This is a genomic window from Streptomyces sp. NPDC107522, assembly GCF_055657525.1.
In genome coordinates this window covers 88,224-104,358 of record NZ_JBVKAU010000015.1, presented here as the reverse complement: position 1 = coordinate 104,358, position 16,135 = coordinate 88,224, and the positions used below count along the sequence as shown (strand labels likewise).

Annotated in this window: 11 protein-coding genes; 10 read left to right on the top strand and 1 reads right to left on the bottom strand. The window is 71.7% G+C overall.

The window, feature by feature from the left end:
• The first annotated feature begins 52 nt into the window (after positions 1 to 52).
• From ACZ7L6_RS34145 to ACZ7L6_RS34135, 3 genes are read left to right on the top strand one after another with little or no spacing between them, the layout of a single operon-like run.
• The gene (locus ACZ7L6_RS34145; RefSeq protein WP_471930714.1) at positions 53 to 1,744 is read left to right on the top strand and encodes a tetratricopeptide repeat protein; all 1,692 of its coding nucleotides are present in this window, start codon (positions 53 to 55) and stop codon (positions 1,742 to 1,744) included.
• Positions 1,741 to 3,510: an urease accessory protein UreH domain-containing protein gene (locus tag ACZ7L6_RS34140; RefSeq protein ID WP_471930712.1), complete on the top strand. Its 1,770-nt coding sequence runs from the start codon at positions 1,741 to 1,743 to the stop codon at positions 3,508 to 3,510. Before ACZ7L6_RS34145 ends, ACZ7L6_RS34140 begins: the two co-directional genes overlap by 4 nt.
• A 45-nt stretch (positions 3,511 to 3,555) precedes the next feature.
• Positions 3,556 to 5,178, top strand: a complete 1,623-nt coding sequence (locus ACZ7L6_RS34135; RefSeq protein WP_471930710.1) for a serine/threonine-protein kinase — start codon at positions 3,556 to 3,558, stop codon at positions 5,176 to 5,178.
• A gap of 21 nt (positions 5,179 to 5,199) precedes the next feature.
• On the opposite strand, the gene ACZ7L6_RS34130 is transcribed toward ACZ7L6_RS34135, so the two are convergent.
• Positions 5,200 to 6,009 carry an SGNH/GDSL hydrolase family protein gene (locus ACZ7L6_RS34130; RefSeq protein ID WP_471930708.1) on the bottom strand — a complete coding sequence of 270 codons (810 nt, stop codon included), beginning with the start codon at positions 6,007 to 6,009 and terminating at the stop codon, positions 5,200 to 5,202.
• Between the two features lie 318 nt (positions 6,010 to 6,327).
• Between ACZ7L6_RS34130 and ACZ7L6_RS34125 the strand changes: the two genes are divergently transcribed.
• From ACZ7L6_RS34125 to ACZ7L6_RS34095, 7 genes are all read left to right on the top strand, one after another.
• The gene (locus tag ACZ7L6_RS34125) at positions 6,328 to 7,533 is read left to right on the top strand and encodes a S8 family peptidase (protein WP_471930706.1); all 1,206 of its coding nucleotides are present in this window, start codon (positions 6,328 to 6,330) and stop codon (positions 7,531 to 7,533) included.
• A 262-nt stretch (positions 7,534 to 7,795) separates the two neighbouring features.
• Positions 7,796 to 8,146 (top strand): hypothetical protein, encoded by a 351-nt coding sequence (locus ACZ7L6_RS34120; RefSeq protein ID WP_471930704.1) that lies wholly within the window; start codon positions 7,796 to 7,798, stop codon positions 8,144 to 8,146.
• 1 nt (position 8,147) lies between these two features.
• On the top strand, positions 8,148 to 9,245 hold the full coding sequence (locus ACZ7L6_RS34115; RefSeq protein WP_471930702.1) for a GNAT family N-acetyltransferase: 1,098 nt from the start codon (positions 8,148 to 8,150) through the stop codon (positions 9,243 to 9,245).
• Between the two features lie 373 nt (positions 9,246 to 9,618).
• Entirely contained in the window at positions 9,619 to 10,473 is an 855-nt protein-coding gene (locus tag ACZ7L6_RS34110; protein WP_471930700.1) for a glycosyltransferase family 2 protein, read from the top strand.
• Positions 10,470 to 11,474, top strand: coding sequence for a glycosyltransferase family 2 protein (locus ACZ7L6_RS34105; protein WP_471930698.1), 1,005 nt, complete (start codon positions 10,470 to 10,472; stop codon positions 11,472 to 11,474). Before ACZ7L6_RS34110 ends, ACZ7L6_RS34105 begins: the two co-directional genes overlap by 4 nt.
• The gene (locus tag ACZ7L6_RS34100) at positions 11,471 to 12,271 is read left to right on the top strand and encodes a polysaccharide deacetylase family protein (protein ID WP_471930696.1); all 801 of its coding nucleotides are present in this window, start codon (positions 11,471 to 11,473) and stop codon (positions 12,269 to 12,271) included. The genes ACZ7L6_RS34105 and ACZ7L6_RS34100 overlap by 4 nt, the downstream gene beginning before the upstream one ends.
• Positions 12,264 to 16,118 (top strand): lipopolysaccharide biosynthesis protein, encoded by a 3,855-nt coding sequence (locus ACZ7L6_RS34095; RefSeq protein ID WP_471930694.1) that lies wholly within the window; start codon positions 12,264 to 12,266, stop codon positions 16,116 to 16,118. Before ACZ7L6_RS34100 ends, ACZ7L6_RS34095 begins: the two co-directional genes overlap by 8 nt.
• The last annotated feature ends 17 nt before the right edge of the window (positions 16,119 to 16,135 follow it).

Below are 16,135 nucleotides of genomic sequence, written 5' to 3'. Positions count from 1 at the left end.
CGCCGCAGCACGTGACAACCACCGTTGCCATAAAGCCGATCGAGGAGAGGGCATGGCCCCGCGTACGAACGACAACGCACCGGAGAACGAGGAGACCAGCGCAGCCACCGGTGCGGATGCCGCTGCCGCGGGGGCCGAAGAGCGCGTTGCGGCCGTGAGGCGGCTGCGCAGTATCCAGCCCGTCCGGCGTCTGAGGACGAGCGCGGCAGCACCTCTCGGCGCCGATCGGCAAAAGCAGCCCGTCCGGCGTTTGAGGACGAGGCCCCTTCAGGGCCGGAGCGGCGGTCTGGGGGCGGCAGCCCCCAGGACCGGGGTCGAAGGGGCAGAGCCCCTGGAGGATGGGACGGGTAGGGGCGGCGGGGGCGAGGAAACCAAGGATCAGCGCATCGCCGCCGTACGACGCATCGCCGCAGCCGGACGCCGCCGACACGCCCTCCACCTCGCCGGCTGCGCCGCCCTGCTGGCCGTGGCACTCACCGCCGGATCCATGGCGATCGGCGCCGCACACGACAACGGCCCCGCAACCGCCGCCCCCGCCTCCGCCGCCGTCCCACCCGGCCTCCTCGCAAGCGGCGACCTGGACGCAGGCATCACCTCCCTCCAGTCCCACCTCCGCACCCAGCCAAGGGACTTCACCAGCTGGTCCACCCTCGGCCTGGCCTACGTCGAACAGGCCCGCACCAAGGGCGACCCCTCCCGCTACCCCCAGGCCGACCAGGCCTTCAAGCGATCGCTCGCACTCAAGCCCGACAACGACCAGGCCCTCGCCGGCCGCGCCGCCCTCGCCGCCGCCCGGCACGACTTCGAGGACGCCCTGACGTACGCCGACCAGGCCCTGAAGGTGAACCCGTACAGCGAACGCGCCCTGTGCACCCGCATCGACGCCCTGGTCGAACTCGGCCGCTACGCCGACGCGTCCAAGGCCGCCGACACCGCCGACGACCGCCGCCCGGGCATCCCGGTCTTCACGCGGTATGCGTACGTGCGCGAACTGCGCGGCGACGTCCGCACGGCCCAGCGGGTACTGAAGCAGGCCCTCTCCTCCGCAGTCACCCCCGGCGACATCGCCTACGTGGCCACCCAGCTCGGCCAACTCGCCTGGAACCAGGGCGACTACGAGGCGGCCCTCACCCACTACGCCCGCGCGCTCGCCGCCGACGACGACTACGTCCCCGCCCTCGAAGGCCGCGCCCGCGCACAGGCCGCGAGCGGAGAACGGGACGCCGCTGCGAAGGGCCTGGCCGACGTCGTCGCCCGCTACCCCCTTCCCGGCCCGCTCGTCGAGCTCGGTGAGCTGTACGAGGCGGCCGGCGACAGGGCCAAGGCCGACGACCAGTACGCCCTCGTCGACGCCTGGACGGCCCTCGCCCGCGCCAACGGCGTCAACGCCGACCTCGACACCGCCCTCGCCGCAGCCGACCACGGCGACAAGGCGTCCGCCCTGCGCGCCGCCCGCGCCGAGTGGAACCGCCGCCACACCGTGCACACCGCGGACGCACTCGCCTGGGCGCTGCACGTCAACGGCAAGGACGAGGAAGCCCTGCCCTACGCCCGCAGGGCCACGGCCACCGGCTACCGCAACGCCGCGTTCCTCTACCACCGCGGGATCATCGAGCGCGCCACGGGCCACGCCGAGGACGCCCGCGAGCACCTGCAGGCCGCGCTGAAGCTGAACCCAGGCTTCTCGCCGCTGGGCGCCCGGGAAGCCCGTACGGCACTCAAGGACCTGGAGGCGGCCAAGTGACCCCTCGTCGGCTGTTCGCCTCGTCCGCCGCCGTCCTCACGGCGGCCTGCACCCTCGCACTGTTCCCCGCCTCCTCCGCGGGCGCTCACCCCCTCGGCAACTTCACCGTCAACCGCTACGACGGCCTCGTCGCCGCCCCCGGCGAACTGCGTGTCCACCATGTCGAGGACCTCGCCGAGATCCCGGCGACGCAGGCGAAGCCGGACATCGAGAAGGCGGGCATGACGGAGTGGGCCCGGCAGCGCTGCGCGAAGGCCGCGCAGGGCAGCGAGGTCACCGTGGACGGCCGTGCGGTCGAGCTGACGCTGAACGGCAGCCACGCGCGCGTGCGGCCCGGTCAGGCGGGACTGGACACCCTCCGGGTGGAGTGCCGGCTGACGGCGCCGCTCCCCGAGGGCACCGACGATTCCACCGTCGCCCTCGGCTTCCGCGGCGCGGGCACGGAAGCCGGCCCCGGCTGGCGGGAGATCACGGCGCGCGGCGACCGTATGACACTCACCGCCTCGGACGTGCCCAAGGAGTCGGTCTCCCGTGAACTGACGGAGTACCCCGGGGAGTTGCTCTCCTCCCCGGCCGACACCAAGACCGCGTCCCTGCGCGTGCGCCCCGGCGGGCCGGCCCTCGCCGAGGCGGAGCAGGACGCCCCCGCCTCCTCCGTCCTGCCGCGCGGCGCCGACCGCTGGACGCGCGCCCTGGACGGCCTGGTCGCCCGCCACGACCTCACCCTCGGCTTCGCGGCCCTCGCCCTGGTCGTCGCGGTCTTCCTCGGCGCGATGCACGCGCTCGCACCCGGCCACGGCAAGACCATCATGGCCGCGGTCGCGACGGCACGCGGCGGCCAGGCACGCCTCAGGGACGTCATGCCCCTGGCCGCCTCGGTGACGGTCACCCACACCCTGGGCGTGGTCACCCTGGGCCTCCTGGTCACGGCCGGCTCGGCGGCGGCACCGTCGGTGATCACCTGGCTGGGCATCACGAGCGGCGCCCTGGTGATCGTCGCGGGCGTCACCCTCGCCCGCCGGGCCTGGCACATCCGCGGACACGGCCACCCGCACACGCAGGGGCACGGGAACAACCACCCGCACGGACACGGACACGGGCACGACCACTCGCACGGACACGGGCATTCCCACGACCACGACGACCCCACCCCCGCGCACGAGCACACCCACGAGACCGACCACCCCCACGAGCGCCAACCGGTCCTGGTCGCAGCGCACCCCCACACCGCGACGGAGTCCCCCACGCCCACACCGGGCCACGTCCATGTGCATGCGCCCACAGACCACCACGACCACGACCACAGCCACCAGCACGACCACAGCCACAACCAGGCACACGGCCACACGCACACGCACGCCCCCACCCACAGCCCGCTCACCCACACCCACGGCGGCGTCACCCACACCCACCCCACCGCCCCCACCCTCCGCGGCACGATCCTCCTCGGCTTCGCCGGCGGTCTCGTGCCCAGTCCCTCCGCGGTCGTCGTGCTCGTCGGCGCGGCGGCGCTCGGCAAGGCGTGGTTCGGGCTGCTGCTCGTCGTCGCGTACGGCGTCGGGCTCGCCCTCACCCTCACCGCGGCCGGGTTCGCCGTGGTGCGGCTGGGTACAGGAGTAACCCGGGTGCTGGAGCGACGTCCCCGCTGGACGACCCACCCGGTGACGGTCTTCGTCCGCAGGACGACGCCGCTGGCATCCGCGGTGCTCGTCGTCCTGATCGGGGCCGGATTGGTTCTCCAGGGGGCGGCATCCGCACTCGGCTGAGCTACTTTTGTGGAGAATGCGCACGGATGCGAATGGGGGACGCCCGTGTCCGAAGAACACGGCAGTGAACGTGTGATCGCGGGCCGCTACCGCCTTCTGTCCCCGCTCGGCGAGGGGGGCATGGGCACCGTGTGGCGGGCCCGCGACGAGCTGCTGCAGCGCGAGGTCGCCGTCAAGGAGGTGCGCGCCCCGCACGGGCTGCCCCTGCCGGAGGTCGAGCGGATGTACGCCCGGCTGGAGCGCGAGGCGTGGGCCGCGGCGCGGGTCGCCAACCGCAATGTCGTCACGGTGTACGACGTGGCCACGCAGGACGGCCGGCCCTGGATCGTCATGGAGCTGGTGCGCGGCATCTCGCTGGCCGAGCTGCTGGACGCCGAGGGTCCGCTGAGCCCGCAGCGCGTCGCGCACATCGGCGCCGAGGTGCTGGCCGCGCTGCGGGCCGCGCACGAGGCCGGAGTGCTGCACCGGGACGTGAAGCCGGCCAACGTGCTGATGTCGAACGACGGCCGGGTCGTCCTGACGGACTTCGGCATCGCCATGGTCGAGGGCAGCTCCGCGCTGACGATGACCGGCGAGGTGATCGGCTCCCCCGAGTTCCTGGCCCCGGAGCGGGCGCTGGGCCGCACACCCGGCCCGGAGTCAGACCTGTGGTCCCTCGGCGTGCTCCTCTACACGGCCGTGGAGGGCAACTCCCCGTTCCGCCAGGACACCCCGCTGAGCACCCTGCGCGCGATCGTCGACGAGGAGCTGCCCCCGCCGCACCGGGCGGGTCCGCTCACCCCCGTCATCGAGGGGCTGCTGCGCAAGGACCCGGCCGAGCGGCTGCCGGCCGACCGGGCCGAGCAGGACCTGCGGATCATCGGCGCGGGAGGCACGCCTCGGGCGGACGCCGTTCAGGCGGCCCCGTACACCCCCACCGTCGCGGCGTTCCCGTCGCCGTCGCAGACCGCCCCCACGGCCCCGGTCCCGCCGCCCGCGCCGACCCGGCCCGTCACCGGCAGCGACACCCCCGCCTCGACCACGGCTCCCGTCCGTCCCGACCGCAACCGCCGCGCCGCCGTCGCCCTGGTCGCGGGCGTCGCCGCCGTCGCACTGGCCGTGGCGGGGCTGACGTACGCCCTGCTCAACCGCGGGGACAACGACCGGGACGCGGGCTCCGGGGACACCACCAGCCAGACGGACGTGCAGACGTCACCCACGCCGAGCGACGAGGAGACCGGCGAGGCCACCAGCCCGACGCCGAGCCCGAGCAGCAGCCGTACGACCGCTCCGGCGCCGCAGTCCGTGCGGGTGACGCTGGCGGGCGCGAACACGGAGTACTCCGGCGCCTGTCCGCCGCCGCAGAGCCAGGCGCCCGCCTTCACGGCGACGTTCACGGTGGGGCGGCTGCCGGCGGAGGTCAGCTATCGCTGGGTGTCGAAGGACGGCGACGTCATGGACCAGGGCTGGAAGACGCTGTCGTTCCCGGAGGGTGGCGGGCGGACCAAGCAGGACAGGGCGTTCGTGACGACGTACGACGACAGCGGGACCTTCGAGAACGAGATCAGCGTCGAGGTCCGCGACCCGGTGGAGACGAAGTCCAACTCGGTGCCGTTCTCGGTGACCTGTGTGACGGAGACCCCGACGGGCGGGGTCTCGCCAACGCCCAGCGAGTCGCCGAGCTCGTAGGAGAGCCGGCTGCGCGGGGGTTCAGGCCGCGCTGTTCAGCACCGGGAGATAACCGCCCGACTGGCCCGCGGCCGTCGGGTGGTACGACTCGGGGATGTTGAGCCAGTTGACGGAGTGCATCCACGAGCTGCCGGAGCAGAGTTCGTGTCCGGTGAAGGTGGGCCGTACGTCACCGAAGGTGAAGCCGTGGTCCACGGCTCGCTTCTCGGTCGCGGCGTCGATGTAGTCGGCCGCGTCGTTGAGCGCCCTGCGCTTGGTCTCGGACAGGCCGAGGCACCCCGCCACGCCGAGCCTGTAGAACCGCGGGTAGCCGAGCACGACCACATGGGCGGACGGGGCCTTGGCGCGGATGGCCGAGTACACGGTGTCGAGCCTGCCGGGCAGGGTCGAGTCGACGTACGCCTTCGCGGTGTTGATCCGGGAGACGCAGGCGCTGTCGGACTGCAGCACACAGGTCGTCATGATGTCGGAGAAGCCCGCGTCGTTGCCGCCGATCGTGATCGACACGAGGGCGGTGGAGGAGTTGAGCGGGCCGAGCTGACTGGCCGTGACATCACTCGTACGGGCGCCCGCGCAGGCGGTGAACGCGAAGGACGAGGGTGAGTTCGCGGCGGCCCACAGGTACGGGTACGCCTTGGTGCTGCGCGAGCAGTTGCCGCTGGAGGCGTCGTAGCTGCCCGCCCCCAGGCCGGAGGAGTACGAGTCGCCGAGGGCCACATAGCCGCCGGTGGCGGCGGTGTCGGAGGCCTGTGCGGTGGCGGCCCCGGTGAGGGCGGTGCCGACGGCGAGGAGGAGTGAGGCGACGTATACGGAAAATCGGGAACGTCTCATGGAACCTCCCTATAGCAGGATCACTGCAATAACCGTCGTACCAACTACGCGTGTTGACCGGAAGTGTCCATGCCAAGACTTTTCAGGTCACCACAACCTCCACCCTGTCGGTTCGCTGTGAGTTCGATTGCGTGTTCATGACAGAGTTGTTGACAGGTCGTCAACTCTCTTGTCGGTCACCCCGGGAGCACAGATCCTTTACCTCGGCTCCGGAACGGGAACGCGACGTTCCGAGGCCGTGCCCGCGATCACGCGCGCACCCCCCACAGGCTTGCGCCCCACCCGGGCGCGCGCCGCCAAGAGGAGGACTCCCTCGTAATGGCACAACTGCGTAGCAAGAAGGTCCGGTTCGCCGCGATAACCAGCCTGGCGACCGCCGCCCTCGTCGGCGGACTCACCTCCCTCCCCGCCCAGGCCGCCCCGGCCGAGGGCACGGTCCTGGCCGCCGGCTCCCCCACGGCGGTCAAGGACAGCTACATCGTCACGCTCAAGAAGAGCGCGGGCCTCAAGGCCTCCTCGGCCGCAGGCAAGGACCTGGTCGAGGAGTACGGCGGCACGGTGAAGAAGACGTTCACCAGGGCGCTCAACGGCTATACCGCCGCCCTCTCCGCGGCCGAGGCCAGGAGACTCGCGGCCGACCCGGCGGTGGCCTCGGTCGAGCAGAACCAGCGCGTCCGGGTGGACGCCACGCAGTCCAGTGCCCCCTGGGGCCTGGACCGCATCGACCAGACCTCGCTCCCGCTCTCCGGGACCTACACCTACCCGGACAGCGCGGGCAGCGGCGTGACCGTGTACGTCATCGACACCGGCGTCCGCATCACCCACCAGCAGATCAGCGGCCGGGCCTCCTACGGCTACGACGCCGTCGACGGCGACACCACCGCCTCCGACGGCAACGGCCACGGCACCCACGTGGCCACCACGATCGCCGGCACGACCTACGGTGTCGCCAAGAAGGCGAACATCGTGGCCGTGCGTGTGCTCGACAACTCGGGTTCCGGCACCACCGCGGGCGTGATCGCGGGCATCGACTGGGTGACCAACAACCACTCCGGTCCCTCGGTCGCCAACATGTCGCTCGGCGGCGGCGCCTCCACCTCGCTCGACACGGCCGTGCGCAACTCCATCGCCAGCGGCGTGACCTACGCCGTCGCGGCCGGCAACAGCAGCGCCAACGCCTCCTCCTACTCCCCCGCCCGGGTCACCGAGGCGATCACCGTCGGCGCCACCACCAGCTCGGACGCGCGGGCCAGCTACTCGAACTACGGCTCGGTCCTGGACATCTTCGCGCCCGGCTCCTCCATCACGGCGGGCTGGTACACCAGCGACACCGCGACGAACACCATCTCCGGTACGTCGATGGCGACCCCGCACGTCGCGGGCGCGGCCGCGGTCTACCTGGCGGGCCACACCTCGTCCACCCCGGCCCAGGTCGCCTCGGCCCTGACCGCCGGGGCCACCACGAACGTGGTCACCAGCCCCGGCAGCGGCTCGCCGAACCGGCTGCTGAAGCTCGTGTCGTAGGACGCTCCCGCACCACCTGAGCAACCGTTCCCCGGGGGCCCCGCCGCCTCCGGGGAACTCATGCGCCGAGCCGTACCCCAGCAAGTGTCAAGAGGGCATGCGCATCTTGACGGCCGGCGCGGAACTGAGCCACATTGAAGCCCGGCATCCGGCGCTTCGGGGGGCAAAGTCGCCAATGCAGACCTTACGTATCAAGACAGCTTCACCCAGAGCCGAGGCTGAGGACACCGAGCGGGCGCGACCAGGGCCGGGGAGGGACCTGGTGCCGCTGCTCGCGGGTGCCGCGACGGCTGTGGGGGGAATCGGCGCGATCCTCGCGCTCGTCGACTCGGGCTCGCCGCTGCGCGGCCCCTTCACTCTGTTCTTCCTGCTCGCGGCGCCGGCCGTGGCGATCGCCGCCGCGCTGCGCGGGCTGGATCCCTTCGGCCGTGCCGTCGCCGCGGTTGCGGGCGCGGTCGTCGTCAACATGCTGGTGACCCAGGGCATGCTGGCCGTGCACCGCTGGTCGGTACGCGGCGGGATCGTGGCGGTGACCGCGATCAGCGCCCTCATTCTCCTGCTGGTCCTGGTACGGCGGCTGCGCGGCCGTACGACGCGAAGGCGGACTGACTGACGTGGACATCAGCGTGTACCGCCCCGGCGAGCTCAGCTCCGCCGACCGGGCGGCATGGACATCGATGCAGTCCAAGGCCCATCTGCAGGGTTCGCCGGAACTGGGCAACCCCTTCCTCTCGCCCGAGTTCGCGCTCGCGGTCGGCCGCTGCCGGCGCGGGGTGCGGATCGCGGTCGTACGGGAGGGCGGGGAGCCCGCCGCGTTCTTCCCGTTCCAGCGGACGGCGGCCGGTGTCGGCCGGGCCATCGGCCTGGGCGTCTCGGACGCCCAGGGGCTGGTGCACCGGCCCGGGTTCACCTGGGACGCCCGGGAGCTGCTGAAGGCGTGCGGGCTCGCCGTCTGGGAGTTCGACCACCTGGTGGAGGGCCAGACGGCGTTCGCGGCGGAGGCGACCGGCACGTACCCGTCCCCGGTCATGGACGTCGACCAGGGATACGAGGCGTATCTGACCCAACTGCGCGAGCAGTCACCGAAGTTCACGCGGACGACGCTCGCCAAGGAGCGCAAGCTGGGCCGGGACCACGACGGCGTGCGGTATGTGCACGACGAGCGTGACCCGGCCGCCCTGCGCACGCTGATGGCCTGGAAGTCCGCGCAGTACCGCAGGACGGGGCGCAGCGACCGGTTCGCGCACGAGTGGATCACCGCGCTCGTGGAGCAGCTGTTCCACACGCGCTCCGACCCGTTCGCGGGGGTCCTCTCGGTGCTGTACGCGAACGACAAGCCGATCGCCGCGCACTTCGGGCTGCGCACCGAGCGGGTGCTGGCGTGCTGGTTCCCGGCCTACGACCCGGCGTTCTCGAAGTACTCGCCGGGGCTGGTCCTGCATCTGCGCATGGCCGAGGCGGCCGCCGCCGACGGCATCGCCTATCTGGATCTCGGGCGGGGCCAGAAGGAGTACAAGGACTCCCTGAAGACACGCGAGCTGACGGTGTCGGAGGGGTGGGTGACCCGGCGTCACCCGGTCGCGTTCGGACACCGGGCACGCCGTGCCCCGGTCCGGGCGCTGCGCAACACCGTGCAGTCACGGCCGGAGCTGTTCGAACCGGCGGACCGGCTCCTCAAGCGGATGGGGAGGATCCGCTCGGGAGAGCGGTAACTCCGGTCAAACCGACAAAAACGTGAGGGCTCGTTCCAGCTCTTGCCATACAGGCTCAATCATCAATACCGTCGTAATCTCACCCGCATCGGACTGTCAGCAAGCGGCTCCAGGGGAGGGCTCAAGGACCGCGGCGGTCACGGAGCGGGGCGCGGTAGGGGGGTGCTCGGTGAAGGTGTCCGCACTTGCGACCGAGTCGTGCCGCGCGACCGGCTGCCGATCTTCGGGTGGTCGGCCAGACATGCCAGCTCACCACACGCGCTCGGGGATCCGTTCCTCCGTGCCGTGAGTGAGAACAACCCCCCTTTCGAACCGGACACACAACCGGGCCGCCCAGGGGCGGGCGGTCCACCGGACGAGAGGGACCAGACTCATGAGCTCTTTTCTGCGCCCGGCGGTCGCGGACCACGGTCCGTCACCGGTCGGCAAGTACCGGCCCGTCTCCTCACACCTGGCCATCGCGCCGCCGGTGAGCGTGGTGATCCCGGCCATGAACGAGGCGGAGAACCTGCCGTACGTCTTCAAGACCCTTCCGGACTGGATACACGAAGTGGTCCTGGTGGACGGCAACTCCACCGACAACACCGTCGAAGTGGCCCGTGAGCTGTGGCCGGACGTGAAGGTCGTGCGGCAGCGGGGCAAGGGCAAGGGGGATGCCCTGATCACCGGGTTCGAGGCGGCCACCGGCGACATCATCGTGATGGTCGACGCGGACGGCTCGGCCGACGGCAACGAGATCCTGAGTTACGTCTCCGCCCTGGTCTCGGGCGCGGACTTCGCCAAGGGGTCCCGCTTCGCCAACGGCGGCGGCACCGACGACATGACCTTCATCCGCAAGCTGGGCAACTGGGCGCTGTGCACGGCCGTCAACCGCAAGTTCGGCGCCCGCTACACGGATCTCTGCTATGGATACAACGCGTTCTGGCGACACTGCCTGGACAAGATCGAACTCGATTGCACCGGCTTCGAGGTGGAGACCCTGATGAACATCCGGGTCGTCAAGGCGGGCCTGAAGGTGCAGGAGATACCCAGCCACGAGTACCTCCGCATCCACGGCACGAGCAATCTGCGGGCCGTGCGGGACGGGCTGAGGGTGCTCAAGGTGATCCTCAAGGAGCGCTCCAACCGGCGTGCGCTGCGCCGCCGCACCGCCGCGGTGCACTCCCCGACGCTCGACTCGGTTCGCCCGGTCCACTCGGCTCACTCGGTCCGGGGAGAGGCGTCTTGAGCGGTCCCGACATCTCCGTCGTGATCTGCGTCTACACCGAGGAGCGCTGGCAGGACATCCTCGCGGCCGTCTCCTCGGTGCGGGCGCAGGCGTATCCGGCCCTGGAGACGCTGCTGGTCGTCGACCACAACGACACCCTCCTGGACCGGCTGACCAAGGAGTACAAGGAAGCGACCGATGTGCGGGTGCTCGCCAACGCGGGCCCCCGCGGCCTGTCCGCCGGCCGCAACACCGGTATCGCCGCCTCGTACGGCGAGGTGATCGCGTTCCTCGACGACGACGCCGTGGCCGAGCGCGACTGGCTGCGGCACTTCGCCGCGGGGTACGCCGACCCGTGTGTCATGGCCGTCGGCGGGCGCACGGAGCCGATCTGGGCGTCGGGGAGGCGGCCGGACTGGTTCCCGGAGGAGTTCGACTGGGTCGTCGGCTGCACCTACCGCGGACTGCCGCGCGGCCTGGTGAAGGTGCGCAACGTCCTCGGCGGCAACGCCTCCTTCCGCCGTACGGCGTTCGACTTCGCGGGCGGCTTCGCCAGCGGCATCGGACGCGACGGCGACCGGCTGCCGCTGGGCTGCGAGGAGACGGAGCTGTGCATCCGGCTCACCCGGGCCAGGCCCGACGCGGTGCTGCTGATCGACGACCGTGCGGTGATCCACCACCGGGTGCCCGCGGCACGCGAGCACTTCGGGTACTTCCGCACACGTACGTACGCCGAGGGGCTCTCCAAGGCGCTGGTGGCCCGAAGTGTCGGCGCCGACAAGGGACTCGAGTCGGAGCGCCGGTACACCACCCGGGTCCTGCCGGCAGGGGTGGCGCGCGGGCTGCGGGACGCCCTGCTGGCCCGGCCGGGCGGTGCGGGGCGGGCGGGCGCGATCGTCGCGGGGGTGCTGACGGCGGCCGGTGGGTACGTGGTGGGGAGTGTCCGGGCGCGCCGGGGCGGCGTTACGTACTCGGTGGCCGGGCTCGGAGGGGAAGCGGGCATCGAGGGGGGAAGCAGATGACCGACGGGCGCGTGCCCATTCTCATGTACCACGCCGTGTCCACCTCGCCGAACGACGCCACCCGCGAGCTGTCGGTGGCGCCGGAGGCGTTCGCGGAGCAGATGGCGCTGATCGGCGACCTGGGTCTGACGCCCGTGAAGACCGCTGATCTCGCCGCGCGTTGGCGCTCGGGCAAACCGCTGCCCGAGCGACCGGTGCTGATCACCTTCGACGACGGCTACCACGGCGTGCACCGGCACGCCCTGCCCGTGCTCGCCAAGCACGGGTTCCCGGCCACGGTGTTCGTCTCCACGGGCTGGCTCAAGGGCCCGCACGACATGGGCGGCGGCCTGGACACCATGCTCGACTGGGACCAGGTCCGCGAACTCGCCCAGGCGGACGTCGAGATCGGCGGCCACAGCCACACGCATCCGCAGCTCGACCAGCTCCCGGACGACAGGCTGCGCTCCGAGCTGATCCTGTGCAAGGAGATCATCTCGGACCAGCTCGGCACCGTCCCGGCCTCGTTCGCCTACCCGTACGGCTACTCCAGCCGCCGGGTGCGTGAGGCGGTGCGCGAGACCGGGTACGCCCAGGCGCTCGCCGTCAACAACGGTCTCGCGCGGCGGCGTCAGGGGCCGTACGCCCTCACCCGCCTCACCGTGCGCCGCACCACCGGCATCGAGGAGTTCGGGCGGCTGGTCGAGGGCCGTGCGATCGCCCGCACCTTCGCCGGGGACCGCGCCCTCACCAAGGGCTACGCCCTGGTCCGCAGAGCACGACAGGTCCGCCGGAAGGCCATCCGTTCCCGTGTCTGACACGACGACCACGACCGAGCCCGCCTCGCCCGACACCCAGGCGCCCGAGCAGTCGGGGCGCCGGCTCCGCCTGCCCGGCCTGGGCAGGTCCTCCGGGGGCAGTCAGCTGTTCCGCAACGCCTACGCCCTGATGATCAACACGGGCATCTCCGCCGTGCTGGGGCTCGGCTTCTGGCTGGCCGCCGCCCGCTACTACTCCGAGTCCGCGGTCGGCCAGGGCTCCGCCGCCATCGCCGCGATGAAGTTCCTGGCGGGCCTGACGGCGGTGACGCTGACGGGGGCGCTGGCCCGGTTCATCCCGGTGGCAGGCCGTACGAGCGGCCGCCTGATCTTCCAGACGTACGCGGGCAGTTGCCTGGTCGTGGCGCTGGCCGCGGCCGTCTTCCTGCTGACGCTGGACCTGTGGGGGCCGTCGTACCGGTTCCTGGACGGGGCGACGGCCGGGCTCTTCTTCGTCCTGGCCGTCATCGCCTGGAACCTGCTCACGCTGCAGGACGGCGTGCTGACCGGGCTGCGCAGCGCGGTGTGGGTGCCGGTCGGCAACACCGTGTTCTCCGCGGTGAAGCTGGGCCTGCTGGTGGCCTTCGCGGTGGCGCTCCCCGTCGCCGGTGTCTTCGTGTCGTGGGTCGCGGCGATCGCGCTGTCGGTGCTGCCGCTGGGCTGGCTGGTGTTCCGGCGTCTGGTGCCGCGCCATGAGGAGGCGACCGAGGACCACGCCCGCCCGCCGTCCCTGAAGGAGATCGGGAAGTTCCTGGCGGGTGACTACACCGGCTCGCTGTTCTCGCTCGCCGTGGTCTATCTCATCCCGGTGATCGTGGCCGCGCAGGTCTCCGCCGAGGACAACGCGTACTTCTACATCACGGCGACGATCGGCGGCACCGTCAATCTGCTCGCCATCAACATGGGCGCCTCCCTCACCGTCGAGGGCTCGCACGCCCCCGGGCGGCTGGCCGCCAACACCCGGGCCGCGCTGAAGCGCATGGCGCGGATCATGGTGCCCGTCTGCGCGGTCCTGTTCTTCGGGGCGCCCTGGATCCTGGGCGTCTTCGGCCAGGGATACGCGGACGCGGCGACCCCGCTGCTGCGCTGGTTCGCCGTCGGTGCGCTGCTGCGGGTCGTGATGGAGACGTACTTCGCTGTCCTGCGCGCACAGAGCCGCACCGCCGGACTGGCCTGGCTGCAGGGCCTGCTGTGCGCCCTGGTGCTCGGCCTGACGCTGGTGCTGCTCCCCCGCATGGGCCTGACCGGTGCCGGCGTCGCCGAGATCGCGTCCCTCGCGGTGATCGTCGCGATCGCCGCGCCCAAGCTGTACAGGACCGCACGGGCGACGTCGGCCGAGGTGCCCGAGGACGCGGCCCCCGACGGTGACCTCGCCGACCTGGGGGCGCGCGAGGTGCCCGAGGGGGCGCGGGGGCGCATGCCCGGCTGGGCGCTCGACACCGACACCCTCGCCCTCGGGATCCACGTCGACTTCGACCACCTGGAACGCCGGCCGGACGTCCGCCCGGGACCGGGCACACCGCCCACGGGCACGCCACCGGTACGTCCGGAACACCGGCCGACCTGGGCGCGCACCGTGGATCTCGGGCTGCCGGTCGAGAAGCGCGAACCCGGTTCGGACGCCTCGCTGGGGCCCGCCGAGGTGGACGCCCCGTTCGAGGAGGACTTCGACGCGGGCAAGGGCGAGGAGGCCGTACCGGAAGAGCGCGAGGAGGCTGCCGTACGGGAGGAGGCCGTCGTACGGCAGGAGGCTGCCGTACGGGAAGAGCCGCCCATGCCCGAGGAGCCCCCACGACAGCCCGACCTGCCCTCGCCGACCTGGCGCGAGCGGCTCCAGCCCACCCGGCTCGGAGTCGTCCTCGGCTGTCTGCTGATCGCCGCGCTGCTGCTGTACTGGGTGCCGGCGCTGCGGCTCGGCGAGGCCGACCTGGACGGGATGGGCGGGCTCGGGCTGATCTCGGTGCTGCCGCTGCCCACGCTGGTCGGCGCCGCTCTGCTGGCGGTCGTGTTCGCCTCGCTGCTGTGGCTGGGCCGCGAGCACAGGGCGCTGCTGCTGGTCACCCTGCTCGCCACGGTCGTGTCCCTGCACTCCCTGCCCGCGCTGATCGAGACCGAGCCGCGGTTCGCCACGGCCTGGCAGCACCTCGGGTTCCTCGACTACATCGACCGCACCGGGTCGGCCGTGCCCGACCTGGACGCGCGCTGGAGCTGGCCGGGTTTCTTCGCGGTGACCGCGTTCGTCGCGAAGGCCTGCGGGGTCACCGACCTCACCGAGGTCATCCGCTGGTGGCCGCTCACCATGCAACTCCTCTACCTGGTCCCGATGTTCCTGCTCGTGCGCTCGATGCGGGCGAGCTGGCGCGCCAAGTGGACCGGCATCTGGGTCTTCGTGCTCAGCGGCTGGGTGGGCCAGGACTACTTCTCACCGCAGGGCTTCACCTACCTGCTGTACCTCGTCTTCGCGGCGATCCTGCTGGTCTGGTTCCGGGCTCCGCGCGTGATCTGGACGAAGTGGCGGCCCGGCGAGCTGGAGGTCGAGCCGACCGACCGGCGGCAGCGGGCGGTCCTGCTGGTGGTCGTGACCGGACTGTTCGCGGCGAGCGTCCCGGCCCACCAGCTCACGCCGTTCGTGATGCTGGGCGTGCTCACGGCACTCGTCCTGATCGGCAAGTCCGAACTGCGCGGCCTGCCCATCCTGTTCGGTGTCATGGTCACCGTGTGGATCGGCTTCCTGGCCGAGCCGTACTGGTCCGGGCACTTCGACGAGCTCTTCGGTGGCGTCGGCGGCGTCGGCGGCAATGTGTCGTCCTCCGTCTCCGGCCGCATCGAGGGCGGCAGTTCCACCCACAAGCTGGTGCTGTACACGCGCGTGCTGCTCGCCGGCAGCGTGATGGCGATGGCCTGCTGGGGCTGGTGGCGCCGACGCTTCCACCACTACCGGGAGCGCTCGCTGCTCGTCCTCACCTTCGTGCCGTTCCTGGGCTTCGGCATGCAGTCGTACGGCGGTGAGATGGCCCTGCGGGTCTTCATGTTCGCCCTGCCCGGGGCGGCCCTGCTCACCGGGCTCGCCCTCTTCCCGCGCACCGGCGTCACCGCCAAGGAGCGGGACAAGGACCGGGTGAGCCTCGCCCCGCTGGCCGCGCTGATGGCCGGCCTGGTGCTCATGGGCGGCTTCCTGGTGGCCCGTTGGGGCAACGAGCCGTTCGAGCGGGTGCGGCCCGGCGAGGTCGCCGCCATGGAGTACGTGTACGCCCATGACGATCCGAGCCTCAGGCTGCTGTGGCTGAGCAGCGACCCCGTCAACGACGTGACACCGGCGATGCCGTGGGGCTCGCGGGACATGGAGAAGGTCGCGTATCTGCCGACGCAGGCTCCGGTCGACCCGGTGCTGGTGTCGGGCCTGGTGAAGGCGCTCAAGGACGCGGGACCGAACTCGTATCTGATGATCAACCGCGGTCAGGTCACCTATCTCCGGCTGGACGTGGGCTATTCGGCGACGTGGGAGACACGCCTGATCCAGAACCTGGACAAGCGGCAGGAGCTGAAGAAGGTCTTCGCCAACGCCGACGTGACGATGTACGCGCTGAAGAAGCAGCCCGCGGGCGAGGTCCCGAAGGCCGATCCCGGGCCGATCGGGCCGCAGGTGACGTGGACGCCGTGGTCGGTGGTCGGCGGGCTCGCGGCGGTCGCGCTGATCGTGCTGCTGATGGCCCGCGAGGTCGTCCGGGTGGCGATGGCGCCGAGCGTGCGGCAACTGCGGTGGCTGCAGAGCAGCTTCTGGTTCTCGCTGCCGCTGCTGGCGGTGCTGCTGGCTTCGCTGGTGCAGCGGTTCCTGACGATCAAGTGACAGGGTGGGATAGCTCG